The sequence below is a fragment of the Rhizobium acaciae genome (assembly GCF_025941625.1).
Classification (GTDB): domain Bacteria; phylum Pseudomonadota; class Alphaproteobacteria; order Rhizobiales; family Rhizobiaceae; genus Rhizobium; species Rhizobium acaciae.
Window position 1 is genome coordinate 208,646 of record NZ_JAPCZO010000012.1, and the last position, 25,015, is coordinate 233,660.

Here is a 25,015-nt window from a genome sequence, read left to right on the forward strand (position 1 = left end):
ATTAGACGGAATTGCCTGTTATCAATTTCAAGCATTCATTGAAAGCCATGGCATGGAGACGCTTGCAAACCTGGAATCCTTCGTGCGCAGCGCCGAGCTTGGGAGCTTCTCCTCGGCGGCACGACGGCTCGGCCTGACGCCAGCGGCGGTCAGCCGCAATGTCGCAGCCCTTGAAGGCAACCTGAAACTCAGGCTGTTTCAACGAAGCACCCGAAGTCTGACGCTCACGGAAGCAGGCGAGCGCTTTCTGCTTTCAATCCGTGACCATCTGGACAGCCTTCAGGGAGCGATCTCGGAGGCATCGAACGAACAGTCAGAACCATCCGGCGTGCTGAAACTCAGCATGAGCCCGACACTCGGCATCGGCTACATCCTTCCGCTATTGCCTGAGTTCATGCGGCGATATCCGATGATCCGGCCAGAATGGATGTTCGAAAACAGACAGGTCGATCTGATCGCCGAGGGCTATGATGCTGCGATCGGCGGAGGGTTCGAATTGACGCCCGGCATCATCGCCAGGGCGTTGGCGCCTGCTCATATTATTCCCGTATCATCACCAGGATATATGGGCGATCGGGTTCCGCCTGATGATCCGTCCGGCCTGCGCGAACTCGATGGTATCGTCATGCGCTCGATGCGGACGGGTCGAATTCACCAGCGGCAGATGCGCAATCTTGCCGGAGATGAGCAGCCTGCGGCCTTGAAAGAGACGATCGTCGTCAACGATCCCGCGGCAATGCGATCCGCAGCACTTCTCGGCCTTGGTGTCGCGATGATCGCCAAGGCGGATGCTCTTGCCTATCTGGAGAGCGGCGAGCTGATCCGATTGATCCCGGCGTGGTATGCCGATGCAGGCCCGATTTCGATCTATTATGCAAACCGCACCCTGCTGCCCTCCAAGACAAGGGTGTTCATCGACTTCCTGACGGAGGTTTTTCAACGTGAGCGGTGGCCGGAGCGATTTGCAGGAACACTGGGCTGATATCGGCACAAAGCTGGCAGATCGTACCAGGTTGCCTCGTCAAGCCGCGCCAGAGCAATTCCAGGAATATGAAGCGGTTTTCCGTACGGAATTGCGTAAAAACAAAAACTTAGAGCGGTTCTGCGTTTCCATGAAAAGCTGAACCGCTCTAGCGCGTCGAGCCGCGTGGGATGACGGAGAAGCCGCAATCGACCTTTTCTTCGCCGGGCGGCTCACTGCGGACGGCGCGCAGCAGCATATCGGCGACGCGGTAGCCGACTTCGTAGCGCGGTATGTGCACCGTCGTCAGCGAAGGCTCGGTGAAGGCCGAAAATTCCAGATCGTTGAAGCCGCAGATGCCGAAATTCTCCGGCACGCGGATGCCGCGCACGCCGCATTCGATGAGCACGCCAAGCGCCAGTTCGTCGTTCTGGGCAAAGACGGCATCGATATCGGGCACGCGCGCCAACAGGCGGGTCAACAATTCCCTTCCGAGACCGGTGGTGCCGGCCGCATCCGCGCCGATGGCGAGATCGGGATCGAAACGGCCCGCTTCGCGCATCGCGGCCTCATAGCCCTCTCTGCGGCGGCGGGAGCGAACATCCGTGCCGCCGCCGATGAAGCCGATCCTCTGATAGCCCCTCGACAGCAGGAAGCGGGTGGGTTCGGCGCCTGCCGCATGATGGTCAAGGCCGACAACCAGCCTTTCCGGCTCCTGGCTGAGATCGGTGATATGGGCGATCGGACAGGCGGCATTTTCGATCAGCGGCAGAAGATCGTGATAGGATTCGGCGCCGGCGATGATGACGCCCGCCGGCTTCTGCATCAGGAAGGATTTCAGTTGACCGGCCTCGCCGTCGGCATGGTGGAGCGTGTTGGAATACTGCACGCCGAATTCGGTGGCGCGCAAGCGATCCTCGATGCCGAGCATCAGGCCGGCGAAGCCGTGCTGGTGCAATGCGGGCGTGATGACGCCGACAGTTCCGTTGTGGCGGCCGGCCAGCGCCCGGGCGGCAAGATTGGGGATATACCCCATCTCGTCTACCGTGCGCAGGATGGTCTGGCGCAGATCCTCCGAGACGATTTCGGGATTGCGAAGCGCGCGCGAAATCGTGATGGGGCTGACCCCCACCTTCTTCGCCACATCGCTCAACTTCACCTGCGCGCCGCGCCTGGCTTTCCGCCCCCGCTCCACTGCTGCCCTCATCGCCCTATACGTCGCCCGCGAGACTCGCTTGCCCTCGATTCGCGGTTTTTACTTTCTGAAGAAGAAATAATTTAGAGTCTACTAACATTTTATATTCGCAACAGGATCCGGGAATATAACGTCCGGAAAGAGCAACAAGATTGTCTGTCGGAAAATTACGGATGCATGCGGCGAACGGATCACCCCTTCCGGGAATAAGTCCATTTATTTTCGAATGAAAACATCGCGGAGGACGCCAAGCGAAGCAAAATCAGGCCGGACTTTTTGAGACGCTCAAACGCTGGGTGAGCGAAGATTAAATTCCAGTCATATCTTACAAATCGGCAATATAAACATGATCAAACTTTAATTTGTAAATCCACCTGATGCGATCATATGAATCTTGAGCGCGAATTCTTCCATTCGCCCGGTCGCCGCCCCTCGACGACTGCGCTGCGAGGAGAGGAATTGGCGTCCAACGCCATCCGACGCCAGGTCCCAGGACATGGAACCGCGACGCCATCAAAAGCCAACGCTCTCGCAAGAGACCCCCGCCCCAAGGTATCACCACCATGTCACACATTCTCCGCAACCATCGCACCGCAGCCCTTGTCGGGGCCGCCATCATCGCCGGCGCGGCATGCCTGCCCTTCACCATCAACGCCTCCAGCGCCGTTGCCGCACCTTCGGACGCCGGCGGCGTTCTCGCCCCCAGCGGCTCCTTCGCGTCCATCGTCGATGCCGACAAGCCTGCCGTCGTCACCATCACCACGACAATGAAGGCGACCGATGTCAGCGCCGGAGAGCAGGAGTCGCCGATGGACGAGCAGTTCCGCCAGTTCTTCGAGGATCAGGGCATCCCGCTGCCGCGCCAGGCGCCGAAAAACCGGCCTTCGCAGCAGGCGATGGCGCTCGGCTCCGGCTTCATCATCAGCCCCGACGGGGTGATCGTCACCAACAACCATGTCATCGACAATGCCGTCGACATCAAGGTGACGCTCGACGACGGCACGGAACTGCCGGCCAAGCTGATCGGCACCGACCCGAAATCCGACCTCGCTGTCTTGAAGATCCAGGCGGGCAAGCCGCTGCAGACCATTGCCTGGGGCGATTCCGACAGGCTGAAGCTCGGCGATCAGATCCTGGCGATCGGCAACCCCTTCGGTATTGGCACCACGGTGACGGCAGGCATCGTCTCGGCGCGCGGCCGCGACCTGCACAGCGGGCCCTATGACGATTTCATCCAGATCGACGCGCCGATCAATCATGGCAATTCCGGCGGCCCGCTCGTCGACCGCAACGGCAATGTCGTCGGCATCAACACCGCCATCTATTCGCCGAACGGCGGCAGCGTCGGCGTCGGTTTCGCCATCCCCTCCGACGAGGCCAAGGCGATCGTCGCCAAGCTGCAGAAGGACGGCTCGATCGATCACGGCTATCTCGGCGTGCAGATCCAGCCGGTCACCAAGGACGTCGCCGATGCCGTCGGCCTTGATAAAACCGGTGGTGCGCTGGTTGCCGCCGTCACCGCCGATACGCCGGCCGCCCATGCCGGCCTGAAGCCCGGCGATATCGTCACGTCAGTCGGCGGCGAGAGCGTCAAGACGCCGAAGGACCTGTCGCGCCTGGTCGCCGACCTTTCGCCCGGCGCCAAGGAAGCCCTCAGCGTCTGGCGCGACGGCAAGACGATCGATCTCAACGTCACCGTCGGCACCAACGAGGAAGGCCAGAAGCAGGCCGCAGCGGAAAGTCCCGACGCCCAAGGCCAGAGCATCGGCCAGCCAAGCCTCGGCATCGGCCTTGCCGACTTGACACCCGACGTGCGCCAAGAGCTCAACCTGCCGCGCTCGGTCAGCGGCGCGGTGGTCGCCAACGTCAATCCTGACAAATCGGCGGCTGCCGCCGGCATCCAGTCGGGCGATGTCATCGTCTCGGTGAACGACAGACCTGTTCATAACGCCCGCGACGTCAAGACTGCGATTGCAGACGCCGGCAAGGCCGGGCGCAAGTCGGTGCTGCTGCTTGTCGAACGCGACGGCAACAAGACCTTCGTCGCCGTGCCCTTTGCCGCAGCCTGAAAAGACATGATCTCGCGAAAAGAGAAAAGCCCGTGAAAGCGGGCTTTTCGACGAACCGGACCGGATAGGCCTGGAAGCCAGTTTCGCTCCGCCGGCGAAGAAATCCAATAGGACGCAGGTCCGCTCCGCTCTTATTTCCCCCTCAGGGTGATTTCAGCTTTGTTGTCTTTGCGCGCACGCGGGATTTGCCCTTTTGGCGGTTTGCCTCTTGCCGCTTTATCGCGTCGGATTGGCTGCGTTGCGCGGCCTCCAATTGCTGCCGCGTCGGGAGATCATGGTCGTAGGTGGAAGCACTGAATGCCGTCGCGTTATCGAACGGACCTTTGTGTGGCCGCGCCAGACCATAGGCTTGCTTATCAGCGCTATCGATCCCCTCCTCCGCTGACGATGACCGCGCTTGACGCGCCTGCGCTATGAGATCGTCTGCAGTCGGGCTTAAGGTTGCGATTTTCCGCAAGAAGGCGATCATTTTGCTTTTCCTGGCCCTGTCCTTTTGATCGGCGGGAATCCCAGACATGTCTTCTTCCTTGTTCGTCATGTCATCGCGACGATCGATCGAGGGGTGCCGGCGACATCGCAGCAGGCTCGTTCACGGGATCTCGGACACTCGTTCAGGCAGCCTGGTTTTGGGAAAACGATAGCCTGAGGACCGCAGCGATGCGTCCGCCCGCCCGGACGCCGTATACCGCGCGATCCGATGGGCTTTCACCGGGGCACCGCCGTCATCCTGCCATCGGGCAAAGGAGCCGTCTTCCATTGCCTGCGGAAGCGGGCCTGAACTCAACTGTGTCGCGAGATACATTTTCAGCGACGACCTCAACGCGGCCTCATCGACGATGCCCATCTGGAAACAACCAATGAGGAAACTTGTGGCGGTGATCTCACCCTCATCGGCGGCGTGGGTTTCGCCGCCGCGAAAGCCGGCCTTTCGCAGAATACGATCGAGCATTCTCAAATTGGCAATCTCGAAAAACTGATCTGACGTGGAAGACATGACGTCCTCCTTCGTTGGGGCTAGGGTTCACTGGCGCTAGAGCATGATGCCGAAAAGTGTGAGCGGTTTTCGGACGACATCATGCTCTAACGATATAATGTAGAACAGGATTCAGATTTTAGGCCGACCGGCCTAAAATCATCCTGTTCTAGCATCACTGGCGTGCCCCAAGCAGCGGTGCCCGTATCGTGCCCGCCGATAAATTAGCTTGCGCTTATTGCCGGCTGACCGCAACCTCATTCGGCAGCCGCCATTGATAATGCCGTGGCGGAACCCATTTTAGCTAAAGGAGGGTACGCATCATGCAGTTCAACGATGAAGCGACCCTCACAAAGCCGTCGGCATTGCCGGTGGAAAGGCGTGCGCTGGTCGATCACCTCAGAGAGGCGATCGCGCGCCTAACGCACGGGCTGGCAGCCGCCGGATTGGTGGAATTCGTGCCGCCTCTGCTGGAGATCAACAAGGTTCTCCGCGATATGACGGACGAAATTTCCCGTGCGGATTCGCTCTATTCCGATGAGGTTATCAGAGGTACGATGCGATTGATCAAGACATCGGAAGCCTTGCTTGAAAACCGGGTTATCGTGCAGACCATCCACTGAGATCTGCCGACGCCCGGACATGCAGGCAGGCTGATCGCTGGACATCCGGCATCAAGCTATTCGCTCCCTCGTGCATCCATCATCACCACCGGTGCCCGAGTTCCGCAGATCGGCCGCGCCCACTTCCAAGGATAATCGCAATGACACTTATTTTCCCCAATAGAAGCCGCAGCTTCGACGAAGCGAGAAAAGGCGTCCGCTTCACCGGCTATGACGGCATGTTCGAGGTCAGGTTTCTGGTCGAAGAAGCAGCGCTCGGCAGCGCGATCACCCAGAACTCTTCCGAGGCCGCTTATCTCAATGCTTTTGATGCGGCGCGCTCTTCCATTCAGGAGGCCGCATCGAGAGCCTATCAGCATCGACGCGGAAACAACTTCACGCTGACGGCCGCAGATTTTCGCTGATGGCTGGAAGGCGCATGGCGCCGGCGCGCTGACACAGCCATCGTCCCGCACTGCCGCATGACACGAGGAACAAAGCATATGGTATGTACGCGATATCGCCCGAAAGACCTGAAGCTGGCACGTCGCCATATCGCGAAGGCTGCGCACCGCATTGCCGACCAGGAAAGGGTGATCCGGACACTATCGCTCAAAGGTGCACCCGCGGGACCTGCCTACGCACTGCTGGACAGGCTCTACGATTATCAACGACGCAAACTCGCCCGCCTGAAGCTGATCGAAGCGATGCTGAATGAAAGCATGGCCCTCCCCGAGGTCCGCCAGGCTTGCGACCCGCCCGGCAAGACCAGCATGCATCTACACCTGGTCTCTCCTGCTTCAGCAAACAGCGGGAACCCGGATTGCTTGCCTTAAGGCGGAGAGCGAGACAGCCTTGCCGTCTGTTCACCTTCGATATTTCGATTGACGTGGTATCGGGAAGCCAAGTGGTTTAAGGTGCCGTCTTCAGACATGCCGCGCCTCTACCATCGATTCTCGGCGCGGCTTTGCTGCACGATATATGGAACTCCAGACAGACACGGCTAAGCGCTGTCCGATACCAGCCTTCCCATAGGGGCGCGGATTGCTTGATGCATCTTACCAACGCGGCTTGCTGAACCAGCATCGCGTTCAATGCCACACGACCACCCACAGGGAAAACGATGACAGACGCACCTGAAAATGAAGCCCTTTTCAACATTACCGGACACTACGTGCAGGAATTGAAGACCGTTCTCGAAAGCGAGAAGATCATCGAAGGCTCCGACTACGAAAACAGCGCCTTCGACGAAAAACGACGGAACGAAGGACTTCACCTGCTGCGCTTCCACAAGACTGGCATGGCTGCGCAGGCGACGCAGATCTGGGAAAAACACAAGACGGCCCGAGCGCATCGATAAACGGCGCGAAGCCAATTCTTCGACCGATGCCGGTTTGACGCGGTCCGAAGCCGACAGAGCATGAGTGTGAGCGGTTTTCGGAAGACACCGTGCTCTAACTCTATAATTTGGAACAGCATTCAGATTTCGAGCCGACACGGCCTGACATCATCCTGTTCCAGCGGTGACGCGTGGCGACATCAGCTGATGTCCGGCGCAACATTGCCTTGAAAGGAAAAAACATGACTAATGACACAACGAAAAAGGCCCAGCCCGCCAAAGCGTCCGTGGCTGACGCGCCCTACGACGTCATCTATTTCGCGAAAAAACACCGCATTTCCAACGAGGATGCCAAGGACATCATCGAAAAGCACGGCGCCAATCGCAAAGAGGCGGACAAGGCCGGCCGGCGCATCAGCGTCTGAAGCCGCGCAGGCGTCAATGCATGCCGTCGTCCCAAAACCGCCGCACAGTTTTGGGCGACATGCATGACAGCGCCGCGCGTCTTTTCAGACGCGCAAAGGACGCTGCAACACTTCGGATCGACGCATTGCGCTTCCGAAAATCGATTCCGATTTTCCGGCCGATGCGTTAGCCGCGGCTGGCTTTGCATGCTTTCGATGCCACGATGCAACATCGATGGACGAATTAACCCTACTGGCTTACCTTAATATCAGCATACGCTTGAATACATCGACTCCTATGCCATCGTAGCGTCACGATAACACTTCTGGTTCCTGAAGCAGCTCGCCGGAACCGTGGCCCGCTTTTCTTGCGGAGAGGCCGGCTTGCCTTCATAGGGCCCGAGCTCAATCGAATGGAGGGTGCGCCATGAACAACGTCTTGGAATTTCGGGCAAAATGCCCGCATGTCGAAAGCCTGTCCGACTGCCGCGAAGCGCTTGAACCGGCCGTGATGAAGATCGTCAGCGACGCCATCGGCAGAGGATACACGGCCGCGGAAGCCGCCATGGTGGTTGCCGATATCGCCGATGACTACATCCTGATGCTGTCGCGGCAACCACGGCTTTGACACGCTTGCGGGCGCGCAGCTGTGCCTTCTTGAGCCATTGCAGGTGACGGATGACAAACATGGCTTCGCCCGCTGCCGATAGCCGGGAGCAAAGTCCTTCCGTGAACTGTTTGAAGTGGACCGCGCAGCAACTGCAGGGGTAGCAGTGGTACAGGAGACGAGACCTGCCGCGCGATCCGCCGGCAAAACCCCTGATATTGCCGGAAGTTCCCGGCAGAACGACTGCACCGCGAACCCGAAAAATCCGCCGAAGGCTCATCGACAACCTGCCCGGGCACGTTGCGACGGTCACACCGACAAGCTCCCGTCGGGCGAAAATCGACAGCCACATCACAACGCCGACGAAAAACCCCGCTGGAGCGGGGCTTTCAGCGGTTCGAAGCGGAGCGAACCGAGCATTCGGCCCACATCTTCAACGCCATCGATATTTAGAATCCAGGCGATAAGGCCTTTGTCTTACGCCTCCGCGACGCTGCTTCGTCTCGCTCAATCTTTGAATCAATGCCGTAATGCGGCGTGAGCCGATCATATGCGCCGCCTTCCGCGACCTCTTCACGAATGAGAGCGGTTCAGCTTTCATGGACTGAACCGCTCTCACCTTTTGTATAATGTAATTCCCGGGGAACCGCTTCGCACGTCTCCCGCCTAACGCCACCTTGGCTGGCGCGGCGGAGCATTGGCCTGGATTTCATGCAGCGGCGCCCGCGACCCGAGAAGTTTCTTCAGCTTCTTCTCCTCGGCCGGGCCGATGCCGAATTTGCGGCAATGCTCCGCAACGTCGTGCTCTCGCGGGCCGGGAATGCGAACTTGGCGATTGCTCATGCTCTTCATGTCTGTTTCCTCCTGAGAGGAAAACCAACAGGGCGCAGATTTGTTCGTTAGGGAAGCCTAAAATTTAAGGGTTTGTTTACTTCGGTTTGGGGCGAGTGAGTCTGCTGACGCCCTGGTGCTCGTCGATCAATTGATCTTCAACCAATGCCGAAGCGCCGCCACCGCGCCGTCGCTGGCATAGGCAATCATCCCGCCGATCGTCAGGCCGGCAAAGGCGATCAGGCCTGAAATGCCGTAGCCGATCGATTTCATCCGTTTCCACTCTTCAAGCGCCGGCCCCACCGCCTCCTGGTTCTTCTCCACGGTCTCCTTGAGGCTCTTGATCTCCTCGCGGATATGCACATCCGCGCCGCCGCTGATCGCCACCCTGGTATCGAGATGGGCGATCTGTCTGGCCTGTTCGTCGAGCCGCTTGTGGATCACGGCGCGGCTGTCGTGGGCGTTGGCCTTTTCGTCGCTGACCTCGTTGCGGAGAAGCGCGACGTTTTCCTCGATGCCTGTCAGCCTGCCCTCGACGCGCCCGAGGGCGCGGAGTATATCGTCATTGGATGTCATCTCTTTCGGTGCTCGCCTAGGGGTAAAATTTCAGCTTTTCGGATTGCGGCAAGCGGCTGACAAATCGCAAGATCCCTTGCAGCACCGGATGGACATAAGACGAAACGTCGAGGTTCATGCCGTGGGCGAGCAGCGCCGCATTGTCCTGGACATTGGTGGCAAAGACTTCAATGACCTTATAGTCCGCCGTCCCATCGCCATTGTCGACGCGGTCGTAGGTGGTTCTCGATGTCCAAAGACCAGGCTGATATTCGAACATGATGCGAGTGCCGTTCGGAACCGAAGCCGGCAGCTTGATCGTGTCCCACGTCGTCACGCCGTCCTGATTTCCAGGATGCCCGACGACGTTTCCGAGCGGGAACATTTCAGCGGCCGGCGACTTCGTCGGATCAGTGTCCGCCGTGAAGGCAAGCAGCTGATCGATGACCTTGGCGTAACGAGAACTTGCCTTGATGGTGTTGTTCACCGTCGCCAAGGTGGTTGTCCACAAGACGGGAACGGTATAGCCCGCGACCGTCCGGCCGCTGTCCGACGAAGCGGTCATGGTCGGAATTATGGTGACGCCGACGACATGGATGCCCGCCCCATAGCGCGTCTTGACGCGGTCGACCAGGCCGAGCTTGGCGTTCGACCATGTGCTTGGCGTGGCGCTGTTATCGTTGCGGCCGGACTGGTCGAGAACGAACGTCCAGATATTCTTGCCGCCGTTGTATGTGTCCCGGATCGCGTCGATCATGGCCCAGCGCTTGGTTGCCGACGTCGCCAGTTCCTGCACCGACTTCGAGCCGGGGACGCCCATGACGAGGGGTATGATACTGCCCCATACCGGATCTCGGACATCAAGCCAGCGCAGCCACATGCCCATATTGCGCCTGGCATCGGCCGTGGCGGCAATCTCCTGGCGCTCGATGAGGCTATCGGACAGGACCATCGGAACCGGCCGGCCGTCCCACCCCTTGGCCAGAACCATTGCAGGGCCATAGGCAAGAGGCTGCGAGTTGCTCTCATTGCCGACCGTATTATAGAACGTATCGCGGGCTGGCGTGCTCGCCCCGTTCGCCAGGGCCAACGCCCGAATTGACGTCAGATCGGCGGCGGCCCAATATTTTTCGCCCCGATGGCGCTGGCAGCGATAGCCGCCAATATAGGTCTGCCCGACCGTACCGTGCCATACCGTTCGGATGCCGAAGACAGACCAGGCCGGCAGGACGCTTGGCAGCGTCACTTGCCCGTAGACAATGCCGGTCGACGCCGTGACGGTCGCGGCCGCGTTGCCGCCGAAGAGCACCGGGTATTCCGTGCCATCCGGGTGAATGAAGAACACCTCATCGATGGCAATATCGGTATTCGGCAAGATCGTCTCTTGCGGCGCAAGGCCGCCCTCGGTGCAGCCGAAACCCACAAAAGGAATCAGGAAATCGTTGGTTTCGTAGTCAGGTGAGCCGAAGAACAGCTTCGAACATTGATAGTTCAGGTCGGCCGCGTAAGTTTGCGTGAAACCCGCCGGCCAGCGGGTGCCGGTGGCGGCCGGCATATAGCGGCTGGCATCCGGAACCCATGGCGGAGGTATCGCAAGGGCCCCGCCCATCGGCTTCGTCACGGCAAGCGAAATGGCATTCATCATCGGCGTGTTCCGTACGTGCTGGTGAGGTCGTCGTAGAACTGGATGGTGCGCCCCTGGCGGGCATTGGCGCGGTCGAGCGCCTGGCGCTCGCGGGCGAGGATGGCGATGACGGGCTCGCCTTCGACAACAGGCGCATGCGCTTCCTGCCGGCGGAGATCGTCCGGCAACTGCGGCAGAGAGACGCCGGCCGCCGCCTGCCCCTTCATCGCCGCAGCCTTGTTCAAGCGCTCAGTGGCGGAGCAGCCAGTCACGATCAGCAGCAGTGACAGCGCAAGCGCGGTTCTTTTCCGAAAGCTGAAGCTCATAGGATTGGATCTCGGTTTCGAGTGTGTCTCTGGCAGCCTGCTCGGCGGCTTCTGCGGCGGCGAGGCGCTTGCGGTGCTCTTCGCCGGCCTTGGCCGCCGCGTTGCGCTGCCGCTCCATCTCGGCGGCTCTCGCTTCCGCCGCGCTCTTCTCGGCCAGGAGGACGTAGCCGGCGCGCGCCTGCCTTGCCGCCGAGGGATATGCGCTCGCAAATCCTGTCGGCAATCGCCTGAGTGAACTTGATCGGTCTGCCCATATGGCCCGCCTTCTGGAGGCTTCTAGAACAGCGCGACGATATTGGATGCCGTGGTCCCGGTCAGTGCCACGATGGCGGCATGAACCGGCAGGATCGTCCCGGCAGGCACGTTTCTGAAGATGACCGGATCCATGTCCCGGCGCGGCGCAATGGCAACATCGCCCGCCGTGCCGATATAAAGCGCGCGCGCACCGACAATGGCAGTATCGTTCGGCGTCACCACTGCGGCCCGCGAGGCCGGAGCAATCGAAGGGTCCATTGCAGTTCTCCTTGGAAGAGGCGAGCGCCACCCGGCCCGATCCGATGTGATCGAAGATGAGCGGTCAGGCGGAAGAGGATGGGGGATCAACGATGATCTGGGGAAGCTGGCCGGACGGTGACAGACACACCGATCGGAGGGCGGCGCCGACTTGGTCGACATCCCCTTCTGGATTCAAATTTCGCAGCTTGGATTTGCGGTAGTCATAGCGGATGTGTCAGGGGGTGATCAAGAACTGATTGTGCGTCTCGTGCCAGTTCGAAATCGAGCCAACTCGACACAATGGTGCCAGATCGCTCTACCCGCGCCGACGACGGATTTGGCAAAACGCGCTCCCCACTCTCAGTCATCCCAGGCCTTGAGCCTGGGATCCATGCCGCTGCCGATGGAGGCCTGCGTGGATCCTCGGGTCAAGCCCGAGGAGGACGGAGCAAGGGGTTAGCTTTGTGGCAAACCCGCGGTGGTGGCTCAGTGACGCAAGCCTTGGCGAATGGCGCGTAGGATCGGAGGGCGGCGGCGACTTGGTCGACATCACCTCTGAATTCAAATTTCGCAGCCTGGATTTACGGTAGTCTTAACGGATGTGCCGGGGGGTGATCAAGGGCTTCGAACCGCAGCTGCGGTTAATTTGAACTCCACCCTTCCCGCCCCAACCGGCGGCCGAACCCCTCACCACTTTGCGAGCCTTCAGGTCCGGCGTACAATGAGCCGGCTGTTCATCAAACGGTGGAGAAGTTCAGTGAAAACCACGAGACTTTTTCTTTGCCTTGTCGCTTTTCTCAGCGCCGCGATCGCTGGAAACCGGGCTGATGCCGACGAACTGGTTCACTTCGAAAGCGCGCCCGTAAAGCTAAGCCCGTTTCGAATAAGCAAGGCCAGGGAACAGGGAGAAATTCTTTCTCAACCGCAAGGCACACCACTGCTCGGATATCTATCCCGCCCCCGGGGCGATGGCCCCTTCCCGGCGGTGGTCGTCCTGCATGGATGCGAAGGTATGCGCCTGAGCATCAAAGACCTCTGGCCGAAACGGCTGGTCTCATGGGGCTATGTCGTGCTGGTCGTCGATAGCTTCACCACCCGCAACATCAAAGACCCGTGTCGAAGCCATCTCCCCGATCGCGTCTTCGACGCCTATGGCGCTTTGAATCTTTTATCGAAACAAAGCTATGTCGATATCAGGCGCGTTGCCTTGATGGGTTTTTCGACGGGCGGCACGGCGACGCTGGAGGGGACAAAAATCGAAGGCAACGAACAGCTGATGGACCACAAATTCCAGGCAGCGGTTGCCTACTATCCCCTCTGCGCGGCAACTCAGGGCGATGCGACGGTGCCGATCCTGATTTTGACTGGCGAACGAGACAATTGGAGCCCGGCCGACCGATGCCGAAAGAGGCTTGCCCGTCTGAGTGACGATAGCCCGCCCATCGAGCTCAATATCTACAAGGGTACCTACCACGATTTCGATGCGCCGGAGTTCAAGGTGGGAAGGAAGGTGTTGGGGCACATCGAAAAATACAATCCAGACGCCGCCGAAAAGTCGATCCGCAGCGTTCGCACATTCCTTCGAAACTACATCGCGAATTGACGTCCGGGCTCGGAGCGCGTCGCCGGCAATATGGTAAACGCGCCCCTACCCTCCGTCATCCCAGGCCTCGAGCCCGGGATCCATGCCCGCCGCCGGTGAAGGCGCTACCGCGAGAGCATGGCCTTCAGCCGCTGCTGCAAGACAGGAGGTTCGCTGGACATTCGGACCTGACTGAGCGCATGGCGCATGGCCGGCGTGAAGGGCAGCCAATGTTGGAGACGATCCAGCAAGTCTTCCGACATCATGTCTTCGAGCGGGCCGGCGCCCACTTGACCGAGCGCCTTTTCGTGGCGAGGCAATTGGGCTTGCTCGATAATGGCAAGCACTCGCTTCAAGACGATCTCTCTCGGATCGTGCAGTAAAATCGTCGTCCAATACCACTCGCCGGGATCAGCGAGATAGGCCTCTACATAGGCTTCAGCGGTAAGCGGTGACTTTCCAACGGCCATCATATCCGGCAGCCACGTCAGATCCGACGGAAGCGCGCTCCGGGTGAACGCATCGACCGCTGGAGCGTCGGCGGTGTGTTGTCCCGACCGCGTTTTGCTACGGTTTTTCTTGGTCACTTTTGCGCCTTCCATGTCCACCGGCACCGTAGTTCAGATGCCGGAGAAAACAAGGCAATGGCGCCAGAGTATGATGCCGAAAGTGTGCGCGGTTTTCACGCGACGTCAGGCTCTCACTCTGTTCTAGGTTCAGGAGCTGTTGATGAGGCTCTAAGCCTTGCCCAGATGCTTCGGCCAGAATTGCTGATGGACTTCGGCGGCTTCGTCTTCGAGGTTCGTCGGGCCGACCACAGTGACGTTGCGCGCGCCGGTTTGCAGCACCGCCCGGCTCGGCACGCTCAACCCGATCCCGGCGATCTCGCTAAGCCGCGTTTCGGAGCAGGCAAACACCATGCGTCCGATGCCCGACCAGTAAATCGCCCCGGAGCACATCGCGCAGGGCTCCGTGCTGGTGTAGAGCGTGCAGCCGGCGAGAAAAGCAGTGTCGTAGTGCTGCGCCGCCAGTTTGACCAGGTTCATCTCGGCATGGTTGGTCATATCGTGGCCGGTGAAGACGCTGTTTTCGGCGCGCAGGATGACTTTGCCGTCCTTCACCAGCACCGAGCCAAACGGTTCGTCGCCGTTTTCCAGCGCGGATTTCGAGAGTGCAATCGCCTCGCGTAAAAACGGCTCGTGGTTTTCCATCAGAGTCCCCCCAGCTAGAGCGGGATGATCTTGTCTTGAATCGGAGGGATTTCCAAGGGGCTGCAAACAGGGGTGAGGTGGGTCAGTACGCACCGCCACCTGTTACCCTCCCGGTGATAGACGTCGGTGATCCATTCGTCGGCTGATATCGGTTCGCCACGGAACATGCCCGTGTTCTGCCCGCGACCGGTAACCGTGGCGACATTGCCGAGCAGATGGACGTGATGCGTCGTCTTGGTCATCGTGTCATGGCTCAAGACACCGGATCCGATCGCCGAAAGAATAGCCTGTGCAGGGATGGGCCCCCGCTCAGGCGTCACCAGCACCCAGTCCTGCGTGATGCAGGCGGCGATCTGGGTGGGATCGTTGGAAACCATCGCCGCGTTGAAGGCGCGCTCAGCCTCCTCGAGCGCTTCAAAGGCTGCGGCACTCACGCCGACATGTCCTCGTTCCAGCGGCGTTGCATCTCCTCAGGCGTGACCTGCTCGATGGTTTGCGACAACATCCAGCGATGACCGAAGGGATCAAGCACCTGCGCCACCCGCTCGCCGAAACTCTGGTCGGTCGCCGGGCGCAACATCGTCGCCCCGGCCGACAGCGCCTGCGCCAGTGCTGCGTCGGTCGACACCGTGTCCATGTGGAAGGTCACCGGCGAGCCTCCGACGGCATCGGGAGACAGGGCGCCGAAGTCCGGATATTCGTCTGCCAACATCATCAGTGTCTCTCCGAAACGCAGCTCGGCATGGCCGATCCGTCCGTCCGAAGGATCGGTCATGCGGAAGACTTCCGTGGCGCCGAAAGCCTCCTTGTAGAAGTCGATGGCCCGTGCCGCATCCTTGACGATGAAGTAGGCGCTCACTTTTCGGGCAAAACTCGGCATGGATGATCCTCCTTGACTGGGTCCTTTATTAACGTTACGTATCGTAAAGTTATGAGTCAAGAGAGTAATGCAACACCGAAGAAACGAGGGCGGCCGCCAAGCGCTGCCGCGCAGAGGCGTGCCTTGGAGGCCGCCCATGAAATCCTGATGGCCGAAGGTTTTGGCCGCATGACGATCGAAGCGGTGGCGGCACGGTCCGGTGTCGGCAAGCCGACGATCTACCGCTCCTGGGCCAACGCGCAGGAACTGGCGATGGCCGCTCTCCTGGTCAACCGGCTACCGGAAGCGGAGGTTGGAGGGGGCACGGCGCAGGCGGCTCTCGGCGCGCAGATGAGCGGACTGGTGACTGCCTTTGCGAGCACTCGCGGACGGCAGATCACGATGGCACTTGCGGCCGCCGACCCGGAAAGCGAATTCACCAAGGCCTTCCGCAATCAGGTGATCCTGTCGAGCCGCAACGCCGGTCGGGTCATCCTGGAGGAGGCTCTGGCTCGGGGAGAGATCGTTCCGCCGCCTGATATGGAGGCGCTGCTCGACATGATCTACGGACCGGTCTTCTTCCGGCTCTTGGTCGGCCATCGCCCGGTCTCGCCGGAGTTCGGCGATGCGATCGTCAGGACCGCGTTGCGGGCCGTTGCACCGTCGGGCGCGTGAGACATGCTTTAGCCGTGATCGTCACCCAGTTCGCCAAGATGGCGCTGGACCCACTTGATCTCTTCCGATGCCGTACGCCCGAAATGCCGTTTGAAATCGCGGCTAAACTGCGCCGGGCTGGCGTAGCCGACCGAAGCCGCGACCTCGGCGATCGTTCTCGTCCGGCGGGCGATCATCAATCTTGCTTCGTGAAGGCGCATCGCCTTGACGTATTGCATCGGACTGTTGCCGGTCAGACCCTTGAAATGGACGTGGTAGGAGGGAACGCTCATCCCCACCTCCCTTGCCAGATCGGTAACGGCGATCTCCAGGCCATAGTTTTCCCGCAGCCAGGCCAGGCTCTGAATGATTTTTCCGGATCTGCCTCTCTGCTGAAGGGCAGCGATCATCGCACCGCCTTGCGGACCGACCAGGACGCGGTAGTGCAGTTCGCGCAGAATGCCGGCGCCAAGCACATCCGTCTCGACGCTGCTGCATAGCGTCATCAGCAGGCGCAGCAGGACATCCTCGATATCATCAGACATCCTGCTCGACACGAGACTTCTCGGCTCGTCGCCTGGCAGTTCGGCATGTTTTTCCGCTTGCAGTGCGATCTCGGCCGCCATCTGCATATCGAACTCGACATAGACCGCGAGCAAGGGCCGCTCGGGACTGGCCGTCGACGTCATCCGGAATGGGACGGGCAGCGACACCGCCAGATAATGCTCCTCATCATAGAGGAAGACTTCGCCTTCGAGCATGCCCTGCTTGCTGCCCTGCAAGACAAAAACCGCGCCCGGTCTATAGAGCACCGGGATGTCGTGGAGCACGGCTTCGGTGCGCAGGATGCGGACGGGAGCGAGCGCGGTCGGATTGTATCCGTGACGGGGGGCGAGACGTCCGGCCAGCGCGACCATCTCCCCTCGCCTGGATGGGCCGCGATTACCTTGCATAGGATTTGGCAACATATTGAGAGAATCCGCCATCGAAACACGTGATTCTTCATACTATTTGTCAAATCCTATCCTCAATCAAGGAATATCGCTGATGTCACGAAAGACCTTCTTCATCACCGGATCGAATTCCGGCTTCGGGCTCGCCATTGCGTCCGCGGCGCTTCAGGCGGGCCACAGGGTGATTGGCACCGTGCGCTCGCAAACCTCGCTGACAGCGCTTGCCAAAACCCTGCCTGGCATGCGGCCGGTCCTTTGCGACGTCACTGAGTTCGACCGTATCGATGATGTCGTCGACCAGGCGGAGGAGGAGCATGGGCCGGTCGACGTGCTGATCAACAATGCCGGCTACGGCCATGAAGGCGTGCTCGAGGAGTCGCCGATCGAAGAGATGCGGCGTCAGTTCGAGGTCAACGTCTTCGGCGCCGTCGCCGTCGCCAAGGCATTTCTGCCGCGGTTTCGCGCGCGGCGCCAAGGGTTCATCGTCAACGTCACGTCGATGGGCGGCATGATCACCATGCCCGGCATCGCCTATTACTGCGGCAGCAAGTTTGCGCTGCAAGGCATATCGGAAGTGATGCGTTCGGAAATGGCGCCGTTCGGCGTCCATGTGACAACCCTTTGCCCCGGCTCCTTCCGGACGGACTGGGCCGGGCGATCGATGGTCCGCACGGAGCGGTCGATCGCCGATTATGATGGGCTGTTCGACCCGATACGCGAGGCGCGACAGGCCGTCAGCGGCAAGCAGCTCGGCGATCCCGCCAAATTGGCCGCAGCGGTTCTGAAGCTCATCGAATCCGATAATCCGCCGCCGCAGCTGCTGCTTGGCAGCGACGCCCTCAGGCATGTGTCGGAGAGGATCGTTCGCCTGCAGCAAGAGATCGAGGCGTGGAAATCCGTCACCGTCTCGACCGACGGCTGATGGCGGAACATCAATCAGCCAGCCTTCATTGGGTGATTTTCCCACCCTCGGCCGCCTCCGGCTTCCGCCTGAGTGCCTGTTCCTGTTCGTATGATTTATGCGGGAAATGCTCAAAACACCACCAGCACGTTGGCACGGCCGGCGATGGGCTGTGGCCCCAGCCTCCCCATTCCTTGCAGCCTGTGCCGTCGGCAAGCCGGTGCTCGCAATAATGTTCAACGATCACATTCGCCCCCGGCGCACTCGAATGGCCTTCGATGCTCATGGGTGCGCCGTCCTTGGTTTCCCGCCTTTGATGCTCTCGTAGATCATTTCCAGCCGCCTTGAGGCGACATAGGCACTGTCCTCGTATCCGGCCGACGGCCAATCCAATCGATGGTTGCCGTCTGTCGCCACGATCCAGAACCATCGATTATCGATCCCTCCGCCTGCCTGTGACCGGAATATCCTTCCGATCTGGGTATCGCCGTCAAAAGCGACGTAATCGTCGCCAGGTTTCTCCCTCCAGGCGTGCCGCCATTTGTATTTGATTTCCCGGCCGCTGACATGTTCCCACGATTTCCATGTGATTTGTTCTGGCATGCGTCGTCCTGTCCTCTCGCGAGGTTCTCTTTGACCGCATGGTTGATGGATGGCTCCCGCCCGAGCCGGTGAATTCAGATCAGCGTCGGTTCCGGATCGGGGTCAATCGGATCGATGATGTCAGCCGTGTCATTCTTGGGCGAACCCACATTGCGGCCGATCGGCCACATGGTCATCAGTTCCGCCGGGAACGGCTTCATCAGGTCGTTCGGATCGGGTTCCGGCGACAGCCAGCGTTCATAATCCTCACGATGCAGGACGACCGGCATCCGATCATGGATCTGTGCCATCATCTCATTCGGCTCGCAGGTGACAATTGCGAAGCTCCGAGTCTCTATGTCATTGTCGCGCCGCGTCTCCCAGATGCCGGCGAGCGCAAAGGGCGAGCCGTCAGCCATGGCGATCGCATAGGGCTGCTTGTTCTTGCCCGTGCCGAAGATATCCTTCCATTCGAAGAAGCCGTTGATCGGCACCAGGCAACGGCGCGACCTGTAGGCCGAGCGGAACAGGCCGTTGGTACTGATGCCCTCACAGCGCGCATTGATTGGCGGCGGACGCCCTCCCGGCTTCATCCATGCCGGCATCAGACCCCAGCGCGCCGAGGCGAACACCGGCCCCATGATTTCAGGCTCGCGGACCATGTCGCGAATGATGATTGGATAATCCAGCGTCGGCGCGCCGTTGTAGCGCGGAAATCGGTTCCCGAGCGCATCGATCGCGCCTCGCTCCGCGAAGGCGAAATTGCGCACCAGCTCCTCAAGCGAGGTCTTGATATAGACGCGGCCGCACATCCAGAACTCCATCCCACATATTAGGTGTTCTGATTATGTTCTGGGTATCCGAGGCGAGTCAAGGCCGCTCGCCACAACCGATGCCGCCATCACTTTCGCCAGCTCCATGACCGCTGACGGCAGAAATCTGTTTTCCGCTTGACAGCCTTCCTACTGGAAGGTAGACAAAACCCATGAGCAACCTTGTGACGACGTCCGACGAGATCCTCGCCTCCGCCCGTGCACTGATCACGACCGGAGGCTACAACGGCTTCAGCTATGCCGATATCGCTGCTGTCGTCGGCATCCGCAAGGCGAGCATCCATCACCATTTTCCCAGCAAGACCGACTTGGTGCGCACGCTTGTCGTGCGATATCGCGAAGATGCCGAGGCGGGTATTGCGGGCCTCGAGCGACAGGTGCGGGATCCGCTCGCGCTCCTCGAAGCCTATGCCGGCCACTGGGCCCAGTGCATCGAGGACGCCAGCCGGCCTTTTTGCATGTGCGCCCTGCTGGCGAGCGAACTGCCGGCGCTGCCGCCGGAGGTCGCAGCCGAGGTCAAGGCCTTCTTCCGCTTTCTTTCGGCCTGGCTGACCGCGGTGATGGAACGCGGTGCCGAGGACGGCAGTCTGACGCTGTCGAGCGAACCGCGCGTCGAGGCTGAAGCCTTCATGGCCTCCGTTCATGGCGCCATGCTCTCAGCCCGTGCTTACGGGACCCCGGAGATCTTCGCCACCATTCTGGCCCCCACGCTGGAGCGGCTGTCTCCGACTGCCGCTCGATAAAGCTCCGGGCGGAATAAAGCCCGGAGCAATAACGACGTTCAATAAAACTACCAACTAGTAGGAAGAACGACATGATCAAGAACATTCTCCCCGCCCTCCTCCTGGGGCTCACCACTATCGCGTCGGCGGCGCCCGTCCATGCCGAAGACCAGAAGGCCGAGCAGGTCCATGTCAGGGGCAGCATCGTCAGCTATAGCGGCTCCGCTCTCACGGTGAAGACCCGCGAGGGAGAGACGGTCGATGTCACCCTCGCCGACGGCTGGAAACTGGCGAGCGTCGCAAATGCCGCGGTCACCGACATCAAGCCGGGCGACTTCGTCGGCATCGCCTCCCTTCCGAGTGAAGGCGGCGGTGACGGCGCGCTTGAGGTGCTGATCTTCCCGCCGGCGATGAAGGGTGCCGGTGAAGGCAGCTACGGTTGGGATCTCAAGCCCAACAGCAGCATGACCAACGCGACCGTGGCCGATGCCGTCAAGGGCGTCGACGGCCGCACCGTCACCGTCTCCTATCACGGCAAGGAAAAGAAGATCGCCATTCCGGACGGCACGCCGGTCGTGACCATCGCTCCGGCCACCAAGGACGATCTCCTCCCCGGCGCCGTCGTCTTCATCCCCGCCGAAGAGGCTGCCTCTGGCCCCCTCGCCCATCAGGTGCTTGTCGGCAAAAATGGCGTGGTCCCGCCCATGTGACCACGTCGTCGCCGGTCGGCCGGGACGCCCCCGGTTCGACCGGCGATTTACCGGGGAATGTCGCCTGACTTGCAGGCGATGGACTCGAAAGTTCCGGCAAGCCCAGGAAATCCAACCCCGATGACGGACGCCACCGCGTATGGCGGTGAGCCCGCCCCTATCAGACCAACACCATCACATTCAGGAAAGAGATCATGATGACCACCGATCAAACCACCGTCGCGTCCGGCGACAGGGAAGAGTGGCTGACGCGCTATTACTTCACCCGAGCAGCCTTTTCCGCCATCTGGGTCGCAACCGCCTTGACGGCCGGCCAGCAGTCGCTTGCCGTCGCGGCCGCCTTGCTGATCCTTTACCCGGCCTGGGATGCCGCCGCCAACCTCATCGACGCAGCGCGGAACGGCGGCCTGGCAAACAATCGCAGCCAGGCGATCAACGTCGCCGTCAGCGCGGTGACGACAGCGGCCGTGATCGTCGCCCTGACGATGAGCATGAACTGGGTTCTCGGCGTCTTCGGCCTCTGGGCCATTTTTTCCGGCCTGCTGCAGCTTGGAACCGCCATCCGGCGCTGGAAGACCAATGGCGGCCAGTGGGCGATGATCCTCAGCGGCGGCCAATCCGCGGTGGCAGGCGCCTTCTTCATCGCCCAGGCGCAAATGCCGGAAACGCCGTCAATCGCCAACATCGCCGGCTATGCCGGCCTCGGCGCCTTCTATTTCCTGGTCTCGGCCGTCTGGCGAAGCGTCACGCAGATGCGGCGGAAGCGGGCCTGAGCCGCGAGTGCGCCGACCGGCACGGAACGTCGGAGCCTGGCATGCTGAAATCCACTCTGCTCAGTTGCTGATGAGGCCGAGCATCGGCTCCATTGCCTCGAATGTCCGGTCCATCGCGTATTCAGGAATGAACGGGAGTGAGATGTGCCCAAAATAGAACGAGATTTGGCCCTCTGCGGCCTGTTCCCCCTGTTTGGCGACAGCCGCGAGATATAGGGCGGAAGCCAGACCCGTGCGATCCGCACCCGCCTTGCAGTGGATCAAGATGGGTTTTGGAGCACTCCGCATCGTTGCAAGCAACTCTTCGACCTTGTTCTGATCGAGCTCCCGACGGGCACTCATACCGAAGTTGATATGCGTAATGCCCAATTCCTTGGAGACCGCTATTTCTTCGTCGTACCAGGCCTTTCCTACGTTCTCGCCCCGAAGGTTTATGATGGAGCGAATGCCATTCCGCGCGGCATATTCGCGGATATCCGCAGGTGAGGGTTGCGCCGACCGGTATACTTCGCCAGCGATCACAGGTGCAAAGTTTCCAGACAGCTGGAGATAGCCGAGATAGCTGCCAAGGAGTGCCACGGTGCCGAGAACTGTGAGGCCGGCACGCTTTGCCAACGTTCTAAGAGTCTGCTTCAATCTGGAGATCCTCGCTTCGTTTCCCGGCATCGTTTGCGTTTTTTAAATTCCCGACCTGTGTTTTCACAGACCTGCTGCCGACCGGTGCGGAGCGACCTGAATTCCCGACGGCTCGTTTGCGGGTTCCCTCGCCGCCAGGCAGCCTCGAGCCGGAAGGATGACGTTGTCGATCGGCTTCTTCCGGCTCGCTCCCTGCTGATTGTTGATCTCAAGCCCGGTAGGCGACAAGCACGGCTCCTCCCGCGATCATGGCCACGCCGAGCCAGTTGGGTAGCGACAATCGTTCTCCGAGGAACAGCACCGCAAACACCGAGACGAAGACGACGGACAGCTTGTCGATGGGGGCCACGCGCGCGGCATCGCCGAGCTTGAGGGCCCGGAAATAGCAAATCCACGACGCGCCCGTGGCAAGGCCGGATAGGACGAGGAAGAGCCAGCTTCGCGGCGAAACCGACGACGGCTCCTGCCAGTTTCCCGTGACGTAGAGCATCAGGCCAGCCGCCATCAAAATGATGATGGTGCGGAAGAAGGTGGCAAAATCGGAATTGACGTTCTCGACGCCGACCTTCGCAAAGATCGCCGTCAGGGCTGCAAATCCCGCCGAAAGCAGCGCCCAGAGCGGCCAGCTCGTGAGAAGGTTCTTCATGCTCTATTCCCCTGTGCGCTGAACCGGATCATCAATAGCCCGACAAACGGGAGAAGGACCGGATCGATCATTCCCATCTTCTCAAAGGACGGCCTCCTTCAAAGCCTCGTCGGTGGCGATTTCGTGACCCAGCACATCCCAATGCTCGATGTGCTTGTAGATGATCACCTTGTTCGTCAGGATCGACCCATGCGTGCGGCAGAACTCTTCGAGTTGCCCACGGTCGGCGATCAGTTCGACGCACATGGTCAGGTCGGGATTGGGTATCTCGAAGCCTTCGTCCTGAAGCTTGCCGCTGTTGGAGTAGCCGAAATGGGTGTGGTGGGCGACGGCGTTCATGATGCCGGCGGCCTTGGCCTGCATCACCAGTTCCCGGTAGAGCGGCTTGCCGCCGCCGAACCAGCCGCCCTTGCCGACCGCCTTCTCGCGCGGCTTCATATAGATGCGGACCATCCCGACCTCGCGGGAGGAGAGCTTGTGGCTGGTCATGACGATTGGCCTTTCCTGAAGGTTTGCGGTTGTCCGAATGGAGCGCAGCCGCACGCGACTGACGACGTCGCCCATGGCCTTTGCGTTCATGTCGCGCATGTGGCGTACGGAAATGTCGGGAGGGATGTTGCCGGCGGCAGCCGTCTTCGGCACGCCGACACGCTGGGAGAGATAGATGCTGGAATGGCCGCTGCAGAGATAGGCGACGAAGCAGGCGACGGCGAGATAGACGGAGTGTGTCGCTCCGAACAGTTCGATCCCCATGATCATGCAGGCGAGCGGCGTGTTGGTGGCCCCTGCGAACACCGCCACGAAGCCGAGGCCCGCAAACAGGTCCGGCGGCGCGCCGAGCACACCGGCGAGCGCACTTCCAAGTGCCGCGCCGATGAAGAAAAGAGGCGTGACCTCGCCGCCCTTGAAACCTGCGCTCAGGGTGACGATGGTAAACAGTCCTTTCCAGGCCCAACTCCAGTAGTCGATGTGGTCGGGGCGGAAGAAACCGACGATCGTCGCGTCCTCCGGATTGGGAGACCAGACGCCGAGGCCGAGATATTCGGTGGTTCCGAGATAGGAGACGAGGCCGATGAGGATGGCGCTCGCCAGCACGGGACGTAGCGGGGCGTAAGGCAGGATCGCCTTGTAGGCAGATGATGCGAAATGCGAGAGTTCCGCGAATAAATGGGCTGCCAACCCGAAGGCGACGCCTGCAACGACCACCTTGAGCATCAGCAGAGCGTCGAGATGGAAGCCGACCGCCTCCCCGACGCCGCCAAGATAGGCGATAGAATAGTGAACGTGGCCGATGCTCCAGGCATGGCAGGTCCAGTCGGCGATGACGGCCGCCAACAGTGCCGGAAGCAGAGCCTCGTATTGCATCCGGCCGATGGTGAGCACTTCCAGCGCAAAGACCGCACCCGCGATCGGGGTGCCGAAGACCGCGCCGAAGCCCGCCGCGATCCCGGCCATCAGCAGGATGCGGACATCGGCAGGGGACAGCTTGAAGACTTTGCCGAAGGCGCTGGCCAGGCTGCCGCCGAGCTGGACGGCTGTTCCCTCTCGCCCTGCCGAGCCGCCGACAAGGTGTGTCAGCACGGTGGTCACCAGGATGAACGGAGCCATGCGCAGCGGCACGCCGCCGCCGGGTTCATGGATTTGATCGACGATAAGATTGTTGCCGCCTTCAGCAGCTTTCCCGAACCTCCCGTAGGCCCAGACCATGGCGAAGCCTGCGATCGGCATGCAGTAGATCAGCCATGGATATTCGAAGCGCAGTTCCGTCGCCCGATCAAGGCTCCCCAGGAAGAGGGCCACGAGCGATCCAACGGCAATCGCCATCGGAACAACGACGGCGATCCATTTTGCCAGGCTGCGGATTTGCTGCAAACGAAGACCGAATATCGAAGCGGGCGTCATAGGCGCGACGCTCCATCGAGCACGGCAATCAAATGGGGATACGACAGATGAATTCCAGACACGAATCTAC

33 protein-coding genes and 1 pseudogene are annotated in these 25,015 nt (G+C 60.5%); 14 read left to right on the forward strand and 20 right to left on the reverse strand.

The window, feature by feature from the left end:
• The first annotated feature begins 52 nt into the window (after positions 1 to 52).
• Positions 53 to 982 carry a LysR family transcriptional regulator gene (locus OLZ32_RS20375; RefSeq protein WP_264422327.1) on the forward strand — a complete coding sequence of 310 codons (930 nt, stop codon included), beginning with the start codon at positions 53 to 55 and terminating at the stop codon, positions 980 to 982.
• A 148-nt stretch (positions 983 to 1,130) separates the two neighbouring features.
• Here OLZ32_RS20375 and OLZ32_RS20380 read toward each other — a convergent pair whose 3' ends face one another.
• The gene (locus OLZ32_RS20380) at positions 1,131 to 2,168 is read right to left on the reverse strand and encodes a LacI family DNA-binding transcriptional regulator (RefSeq protein WP_032986544.1); all 1,038 of its coding nucleotides are present in this window, start codon (positions 2,166 to 2,168) and stop codon (positions 1,131 to 1,133) included.
• Positions 2,169 to 2,719: 551 nt separating this feature from the next.
• Here OLZ32_RS20380 and OLZ32_RS20385 point away from each other — a divergent pair.
• The gene (locus OLZ32_RS20385) at positions 2,720 to 4,225 is read left to right on the forward strand and encodes a DegQ family serine endoprotease (RefSeq protein WP_017990720.1); all 1,506 of its coding nucleotides are present in this window, start codon (positions 2,720 to 2,722) and stop codon (positions 4,223 to 4,225) included.
• 142 nt (positions 4,226 to 4,367) lie between these two features.
• Here the strand turns inward: OLZ32_RS20385 and OLZ32_RS20390 are convergent, their stop codons facing one another.
• On the reverse strand, positions 4,368 to 4,742 hold the full coding sequence (locus OLZ32_RS20390) for a hypothetical protein (protein ID WP_264422378.1): 375 nt from the start codon (positions 4,740 to 4,742) through the stop codon (positions 4,368 to 4,370).
• A 72-nt stretch (positions 4,743 to 4,814) separates the two neighbouring features.
• A complete protein-coding gene (locus OLZ32_RS20395; RefSeq protein ID WP_003546353.1) occupies positions 4,815 to 5,219 on the reverse strand; it encodes a hypothetical protein in 405 nt (134 codons plus the stop codon).
• A 302-nt stretch (positions 5,220 to 5,521) separates the two neighbouring features.
• Here OLZ32_RS20395 and OLZ32_RS20400 point away from each other — a divergent pair, with 302 nt between their 5' ends.
• The 6 genes from OLZ32_RS20400 to OLZ32_RS20425 all read left to right on the forward strand — a co-directional run bounded on the left by OLZ32_RS20400 (position 5,522) and on the right by OLZ32_RS20425 (position 8,171).
• Positions 5,522 to 5,821 (forward strand): hypothetical protein, encoded by a 300-nt coding sequence (locus OLZ32_RS20400; RefSeq protein WP_003546351.1) that lies wholly within the window; start codon positions 5,522 to 5,524, stop codon positions 5,819 to 5,821.
• 140 nt (positions 5,822 to 5,961) lie between these two features.
• Positions 5,962 to 6,225 (forward strand): DUF1488 family protein, encoded by a 264-nt coding sequence (locus OLZ32_RS20405; RefSeq protein WP_003546348.1) that lies wholly within the window; start codon positions 5,962 to 5,964, stop codon positions 6,223 to 6,225.
• A gap of 78 nt (positions 6,226 to 6,303) precedes the next feature.
• Complete coding sequence (locus OLZ32_RS20410; RefSeq protein ID WP_319641124.1) at positions 6,304 to 6,636, forward strand: hypothetical protein; 333 nt, start codon at positions 6,304 to 6,306, stop codon at positions 6,634 to 6,636.
• A 287-nt stretch (positions 6,637 to 6,923) separates the two neighbouring features.
• Positions 6,924 to 7,160, forward strand: coding sequence for a hypothetical protein (locus tag OLZ32_RS20415; protein WP_003546340.1), 237 nt, complete (start codon positions 6,924 to 6,926; stop codon positions 7,158 to 7,160).
• Between the two features lie 221 nt (positions 7,161 to 7,381).
• Positions 7,382 to 7,564, forward strand: coding sequence for a DUF3606 domain-containing protein (locus tag OLZ32_RS20420; RefSeq protein ID WP_003546338.1), 183 nt, complete (start codon positions 7,382 to 7,384; stop codon positions 7,562 to 7,564).
• 406 nt (positions 7,565 to 7,970) lie between these two features.
• A complete protein-coding gene (locus OLZ32_RS20425) occupies positions 7,971 to 8,171 on the forward strand; it encodes a hypothetical protein (RefSeq protein ID WP_003546336.1) in 201 nt (66 codons plus the stop codon).
• Positions 8,172 to 8,816: 645 nt separating this feature from the next.
• Here OLZ32_RS20425 and OLZ32_RS20430 read toward each other — a convergent pair.
• The 6 genes and pseudogenes from OLZ32_RS20430 to OLZ32_RS20455 form a co-directional block, all read right to left on the reverse strand.
• Positions 8,817 to 9,002: a hypothetical protein gene (locus OLZ32_RS20430; RefSeq protein ID WP_003546334.1), complete on the reverse strand. Its 186-nt coding sequence runs from the start codon at positions 9,000 to 9,002 to the stop codon at positions 8,817 to 8,819.
• 126 nt (positions 9,003 to 9,128) lie between these two features.
• Positions 9,129 to 9,557: a DUF1515 domain-containing protein gene (locus tag OLZ32_RS20435; RefSeq protein ID WP_131713697.1), complete on the reverse strand. Its 429-nt coding sequence runs from the start codon at positions 9,555 to 9,557 to the stop codon at positions 9,129 to 9,131.
• 16 nt (positions 9,558 to 9,573) lie between these two features.
• On the reverse strand, positions 9,574 to 11,181 hold the full coding sequence (locus OLZ32_RS20440) for a hypothetical protein (RefSeq protein WP_264422332.1): 1,608 nt from the start codon (positions 11,179 to 11,181) through the stop codon (positions 9,574 to 9,576).
• Entirely contained in the window at positions 11,178 to 11,387 is a 210-nt protein-coding gene (locus tag OLZ32_RS20445) for a hypothetical protein (RefSeq protein ID WP_264422379.1), read from the reverse strand. The genes OLZ32_RS20440 and OLZ32_RS20445 overlap by 4 nt, the downstream gene beginning before the upstream one ends.
• Positions 11,388 to 11,409: 22 nt before the next feature.
• Positions 11,410 to 11,685: pseudogene (locus OLZ32_RS20450) on the reverse strand (hypothetical protein); the annotation flags it as partial.
• Between the two features lie 77 nt (positions 11,686 to 11,762).
• Positions 11,763 to 11,999 carry a spike base protein, RCAP_Rcc01079 family gene (locus OLZ32_RS20455; RefSeq protein ID WP_003546281.1) on the reverse strand — a complete coding sequence of 79 codons (237 nt, stop codon included), beginning with the start codon at positions 11,997 to 11,999 and terminating at the stop codon, positions 11,763 to 11,765.
• A 703-nt stretch (positions 12,000 to 12,702) separates the two neighbouring features.
• Here OLZ32_RS20455 and OLZ32_RS20460 point away from each other — a divergent pair.
• Positions 12,703 to 13,584 (forward strand): dienelactone hydrolase family protein, encoded by an 882-nt coding sequence (locus OLZ32_RS20460; RefSeq protein WP_264397334.1) that lies wholly within the window; start codon positions 12,703 to 12,705, stop codon positions 13,582 to 13,584.
• Positions 13,585 to 13,688: 104 nt separating this feature from the next.
• Here OLZ32_RS20460 and OLZ32_RS20465 read toward each other — a convergent pair whose 3' ends face one another.
• The 4 genes from OLZ32_RS20465 to OLZ32_RS20480 all read right to left on the reverse strand — a co-directional run bounded on the left by OLZ32_RS20465 (position 13,689) and on the right by OLZ32_RS20480 (position 15,654).
• On the reverse strand, positions 13,689 to 14,165 hold the full coding sequence (locus OLZ32_RS20465) for a hypothetical protein (RefSeq protein ID WP_264397333.1): 477 nt from the start codon (positions 14,163 to 14,165) through the stop codon (positions 13,689 to 13,691).
• A gap of 135 nt (positions 14,166 to 14,300) precedes the next feature.
• Positions 14,301 to 14,774, reverse strand: coding sequence for a nucleoside deaminase (locus OLZ32_RS20470; protein ID WP_264422334.1), 474 nt, complete (start codon positions 14,772 to 14,774; stop codon positions 14,301 to 14,303).
• A gap of 14 nt (positions 14,775 to 14,788) precedes the next feature.
• Entirely contained in the window at positions 14,789 to 15,208 is a 420-nt protein-coding gene (locus OLZ32_RS20475) for a nuclear transport factor 2 family protein (protein WP_264422337.1), read from the reverse strand.
• Entirely contained in the window at positions 15,205 to 15,654 is a 450-nt protein-coding gene (locus OLZ32_RS20480) for a VOC family protein (protein ID WP_064249756.1), read from the reverse strand. Before OLZ32_RS20480 ends, OLZ32_RS20475 begins: the two co-directional genes overlap by 4 nt.
• A 51-nt stretch (positions 15,655 to 15,705) precedes the next feature.
• Between OLZ32_RS20480 and OLZ32_RS20485 the strand changes: the two genes are divergently transcribed.
• Positions 15,706 to 16,308 (forward strand): TetR/AcrR family transcriptional regulator, encoded by a 603-nt coding sequence (locus tag OLZ32_RS20485; RefSeq protein ID WP_105005308.1) that lies wholly within the window; start codon positions 15,706 to 15,708, stop codon positions 16,306 to 16,308.
• An 8-nt stretch (positions 16,309 to 16,316) separates the two neighbouring features.
• Here the strand turns inward: OLZ32_RS20485 and OLZ32_RS20490 are convergent, their stop codons facing one another.
• The gene (locus OLZ32_RS20490; RefSeq protein WP_264422340.1) at positions 16,317 to 17,255 is read right to left on the reverse strand and encodes an AraC family transcriptional regulator; all 939 of its coding nucleotides are present in this window, start codon (positions 17,253 to 17,255) and stop codon (positions 16,317 to 16,319) included.
• A 79-nt stretch (positions 17,256 to 17,334) separates the two neighbouring features.
• Between OLZ32_RS20490 and OLZ32_RS20495 the strand changes: the two genes are divergently transcribed.
• Complete coding sequence (locus tag OLZ32_RS20495; RefSeq protein ID WP_264422342.1) at positions 17,335 to 18,162, forward strand: oxidoreductase; 828 nt, start codon at positions 17,335 to 17,337, stop codon at positions 18,160 to 18,162.
• A 25-nt stretch (positions 18,163 to 18,187) separates the two neighbouring features.
• Here the strand turns inward: OLZ32_RS20495 and OLZ32_RS20500 are convergent, their stop codons facing one another.
• From OLZ32_RS20500 to OLZ32_RS20510, 3 genes are all read right to left on the reverse strand, one after another.
• Entirely contained in the window at positions 18,188 to 18,427 is a 240-nt protein-coding gene (locus OLZ32_RS20500) for a hypothetical protein (protein WP_264397327.1), read from the reverse strand.
• Positions 18,424 to 18,744, reverse strand: coding sequence for a hypothetical protein (locus OLZ32_RS20505; protein WP_003546261.1), 321 nt, complete (start codon positions 18,742 to 18,744; stop codon positions 18,424 to 18,426). The genes OLZ32_RS20500 and OLZ32_RS20505 overlap by 4 nt, the downstream gene beginning before the upstream one ends.
• A 74-nt stretch (positions 18,745 to 18,818) precedes the next feature.
• The gene (locus tag OLZ32_RS20510) at positions 18,819 to 19,535 is read right to left on the reverse strand and encodes an SOS response-associated peptidase (protein ID WP_017990687.1); all 717 of its coding nucleotides are present in this window, start codon (positions 19,533 to 19,535) and stop codon (positions 18,819 to 18,821) included.
• A gap of 173 nt (positions 19,536 to 19,708) precedes the next feature.
• Between OLZ32_RS20510 and OLZ32_RS20515 the strand changes: the two genes are divergently transcribed.
• The 3 genes from OLZ32_RS20515 to OLZ32_RS20525 all read left to right on the forward strand — a co-directional run bounded on the left by OLZ32_RS20515 (position 19,709) and on the right by OLZ32_RS20525 (position 21,761).
• Complete coding sequence (locus OLZ32_RS20515; RefSeq protein ID WP_003546258.1) at positions 19,709 to 20,299, forward strand: TetR/AcrR family transcriptional regulator; 591 nt, start codon at positions 19,709 to 19,711, stop codon at positions 20,297 to 20,299.
• A 71-nt stretch (positions 20,300 to 20,370) separates the two neighbouring features.
• Entirely contained in the window at positions 20,371 to 20,988 is a 618-nt protein-coding gene (locus OLZ32_RS20520; RefSeq protein WP_231283490.1) for a hypothetical protein, read from the forward strand.
• Positions 20,989 to 21,182: 194 nt separating this feature from the next.
• Positions 21,183 to 21,761 carry a DUF308 domain-containing protein gene (locus tag OLZ32_RS20525; RefSeq protein WP_017990685.1) on the forward strand — a complete coding sequence of 193 codons (579 nt, stop codon included), beginning with the start codon at positions 21,183 to 21,185 and terminating at the stop codon, positions 21,759 to 21,761.
• Between the two features lie 60 nt (positions 21,762 to 21,821).
• On the opposite strand, the gene OLZ32_RS20530 is transcribed toward OLZ32_RS20525, so the two are convergent.
• The 3 genes from OLZ32_RS20530 to OLZ32_RS20540 all read right to left on the reverse strand — a co-directional run bounded on the left by OLZ32_RS20530 (position 21,822) and on the right by OLZ32_RS20540 (position 24,945).
• On the reverse strand, positions 21,822 to 22,397 hold the full coding sequence (locus OLZ32_RS20530) for a dual specificity protein phosphatase family protein (RefSeq protein WP_003546253.1): 576 nt from the start codon (positions 22,395 to 22,397) through the stop codon (positions 21,822 to 21,824).
• Positions 22,398 to 22,605: 208 nt separating this feature from the next.
• A complete protein-coding gene (locus tag OLZ32_RS20535; protein ID WP_017990683.1) occupies positions 22,606 to 23,043 on the reverse strand; it encodes an EamA family transporter in 438 nt (145 codons plus the stop codon).
• 81 nt (positions 23,044 to 23,124) lie between these two features.
• Positions 23,125 to 24,945 carry a voltage-gated chloride channel family protein gene (locus tag OLZ32_RS20540; protein ID WP_264397323.1) on the reverse strand — a complete coding sequence of 607 codons (1,821 nt, stop codon included), beginning with the start codon at positions 24,943 to 24,945 and terminating at the stop codon, positions 23,125 to 23,127.
• Between the last annotated feature and the right edge of the window lie 70 nt (positions 24,946 to 25,015).

Coding starts and splice junctions, on each gene's coding strand:
- OLZ32_RS20380 (WP_032986544.1), bottom strand. CDS start 2,168: ATGAGGGCAGCAGTGGAGCGGGGGCGGAAAGCCAGGCGCGGCGCGCAG.
- OLZ32_RS20435 (WP_131713697.1), bottom strand. CDS start 9,557: ATGACATCCAATGACGATATACTCCGCGCCCTCGGGCGCGTCGAGGGC.
- OLZ32_RS20420 (WP_003546338.1), top strand. CDS start 7,382: ATGACTAATGACACAACGAAAAAGGCCCAGCCCGCCAAAGCGTCCGTG.
- OLZ32_RS20410 (WP_319641124.1), top strand. CDS start 6,304: ATGGTATGTACGCGATATCGCCCGAAAGACCTGAAGCTGGCACGTCGC.
- OLZ32_RS20390 (WP_264422378.1), bottom strand. CDS start 4,742: ATGTCTGGGATTCCCGCCGATCAAAAGGACAGGGCCAGGAAAAGCAAA.
- OLZ32_RS20385 (WP_017990720.1), top strand. CDS start 2,720: ATGTCACACATTCTCCGCAACCATCGCACCGCAGCCCTTGTCGGGGCC.
- OLZ32_RS20460 (WP_264397334.1), top strand. CDS start 12,703: ATGAGCCGGCTGTTCATCAAACGGTGGAGAAGTTCAGTGAAAACCACG.
- OLZ32_RS20445 (WP_264422379.1), bottom strand. CDS start 11,387: ATGAAGGGGCAGGCGGCGGCCGGCGTCTCTCTGCCGCAGTTGCCGGAC.
- OLZ32_RS20485 (WP_105005308.1), top strand. CDS start 15,706: ATGAGTCAAGAGAGTAATGCAACACCGAAGAAACGAGGGCGGCCGCCA.
- OLZ32_RS20395 (WP_003546353.1), bottom strand. CDS start 5,219: ATGTCTTCCACGTCAGATCAGTTTTTCGAGATTGCCAATTTGAGAATG.
- OLZ32_RS20490 (WP_264422340.1), bottom strand. CDS start 17,255: ATGTTGCCAAATCCTATGCAAGGTAATCGCGGCCCATCCAGGCGAGGG.
- OLZ32_RS20500 (WP_264397327.1), bottom strand. CDS start 18,427: ATGAGCATCGAAGGCCATTCGAGTGCGCCGGGGGCGAATGTGATCGTT.
- OLZ32_RS20520 (WP_231283490.1), top strand. CDS start 20,371: ATGATCAAGAACATTCTCCCCGCCCTCCTCCTGGGGCTCACCACTATC.
- OLZ32_RS20425 (WP_003546336.1), top strand. CDS start 7,971: ATGAACAACGTCTTGGAATTTCGGGCAAAATGCCCGCATGTCGAAAGC.
- OLZ32_RS20495 (WP_264422342.1), top strand. CDS start 17,335: ATGTCACGAAAGACCTTCTTCATCACCGGATCGAATTCCGGCTTCGGG.
- OLZ32_RS20400 (WP_003546351.1), top strand. CDS start 5,522: ATGCAGTTCAACGATGAAGCGACCCTCACAAAGCCGTCGGCATTGCCG.
- OLZ32_RS20465 (WP_264397333.1), bottom strand. CDS start 14,165: ATGGAAGGCGCAAAAGTGACCAAGAAAAACCGTAGCAAAACGCGGTCG.
- OLZ32_RS20430 (WP_003546334.1), bottom strand. CDS start 9,002: ATGAAGAGCATGAGCAATCGCCAAGTTCGCATTCCCGGCCCGCGAGAG.
- OLZ32_RS20515 (WP_003546258.1), top strand. CDS start 19,709: ATGAGCAACCTTGTGACGACGTCCGACGAGATCCTCGCCTCCGCCCGT.
- OLZ32_RS20505 (WP_003546261.1), bottom strand. CDS start 18,744: ATGCCAGAACAAATCACATGGAAATCGTGGGAACATGTCAGCGGCCGG.
- OLZ32_RS20470 (WP_264422334.1), bottom strand. CDS start 14,774: ATGGAAAACCACGAGCCGTTTTTACGCGAGGCGATTGCACTCTCGAAA.
- OLZ32_RS20535 (WP_017990683.1), bottom strand. CDS start 23,043: ATGAAGAACCTTCTCACGAGCTGGCCGCTCTGGGCGCTGCTTTCGGCG.
- OLZ32_RS20375 (WP_264422327.1), top strand. CDS start 53: ATGGAGACGCTTGCAAACCTGGAATCCTTCGTGCGCAGCGCCGAGCTT.
- OLZ32_RS20480 (WP_064249756.1), bottom strand. CDS start 15,654: ATGCCGAGTTTTGCCCGAAAAGTGAGCGCCTACTTCATCGTCAAGGAT.
- OLZ32_RS20455 (WP_003546281.1), bottom strand. CDS start 11,999: ATGGACCCTTCGATTGCTCCGGCCTCGCGGGCCGCAGTGGTGACGCCG.
- OLZ32_RS20415 (WP_003546340.1), top strand. CDS start 6,924: ATGACAGACGCACCTGAAAATGAAGCCCTTTTCAACATTACCGGACAC.
- OLZ32_RS20540 (WP_264397323.1), bottom strand. CDS start 24,945: ATGACGCCCGCTTCGATATTCGGTCTTCGTTTGCAGCAAATCCGCAGC.
- OLZ32_RS20510 (WP_017990687.1), bottom strand. CDS start 19,535: ATGTGCGGCCGCGTCTATATCAAGACCTCGCTTGAGGAGCTGGTGCGC.
- OLZ32_RS20405 (WP_003546348.1), top strand. CDS start 5,962: ATGACACTTATTTTCCCCAATAGAAGCCGCAGCTTCGACGAAGCGAGA.
- OLZ32_RS20525 (WP_017990685.1), top strand. CDS start 21,183: ATGATGACCACCGATCAAACCACCGTCGCGTCCGGCGACAGGGAAGAG.
- OLZ32_RS20440 (WP_264422332.1), bottom strand. CDS start 11,181: ATGATGAATGCCATTTCGCTTGCCGTGACGAAGCCGATGGGCGGGGCC.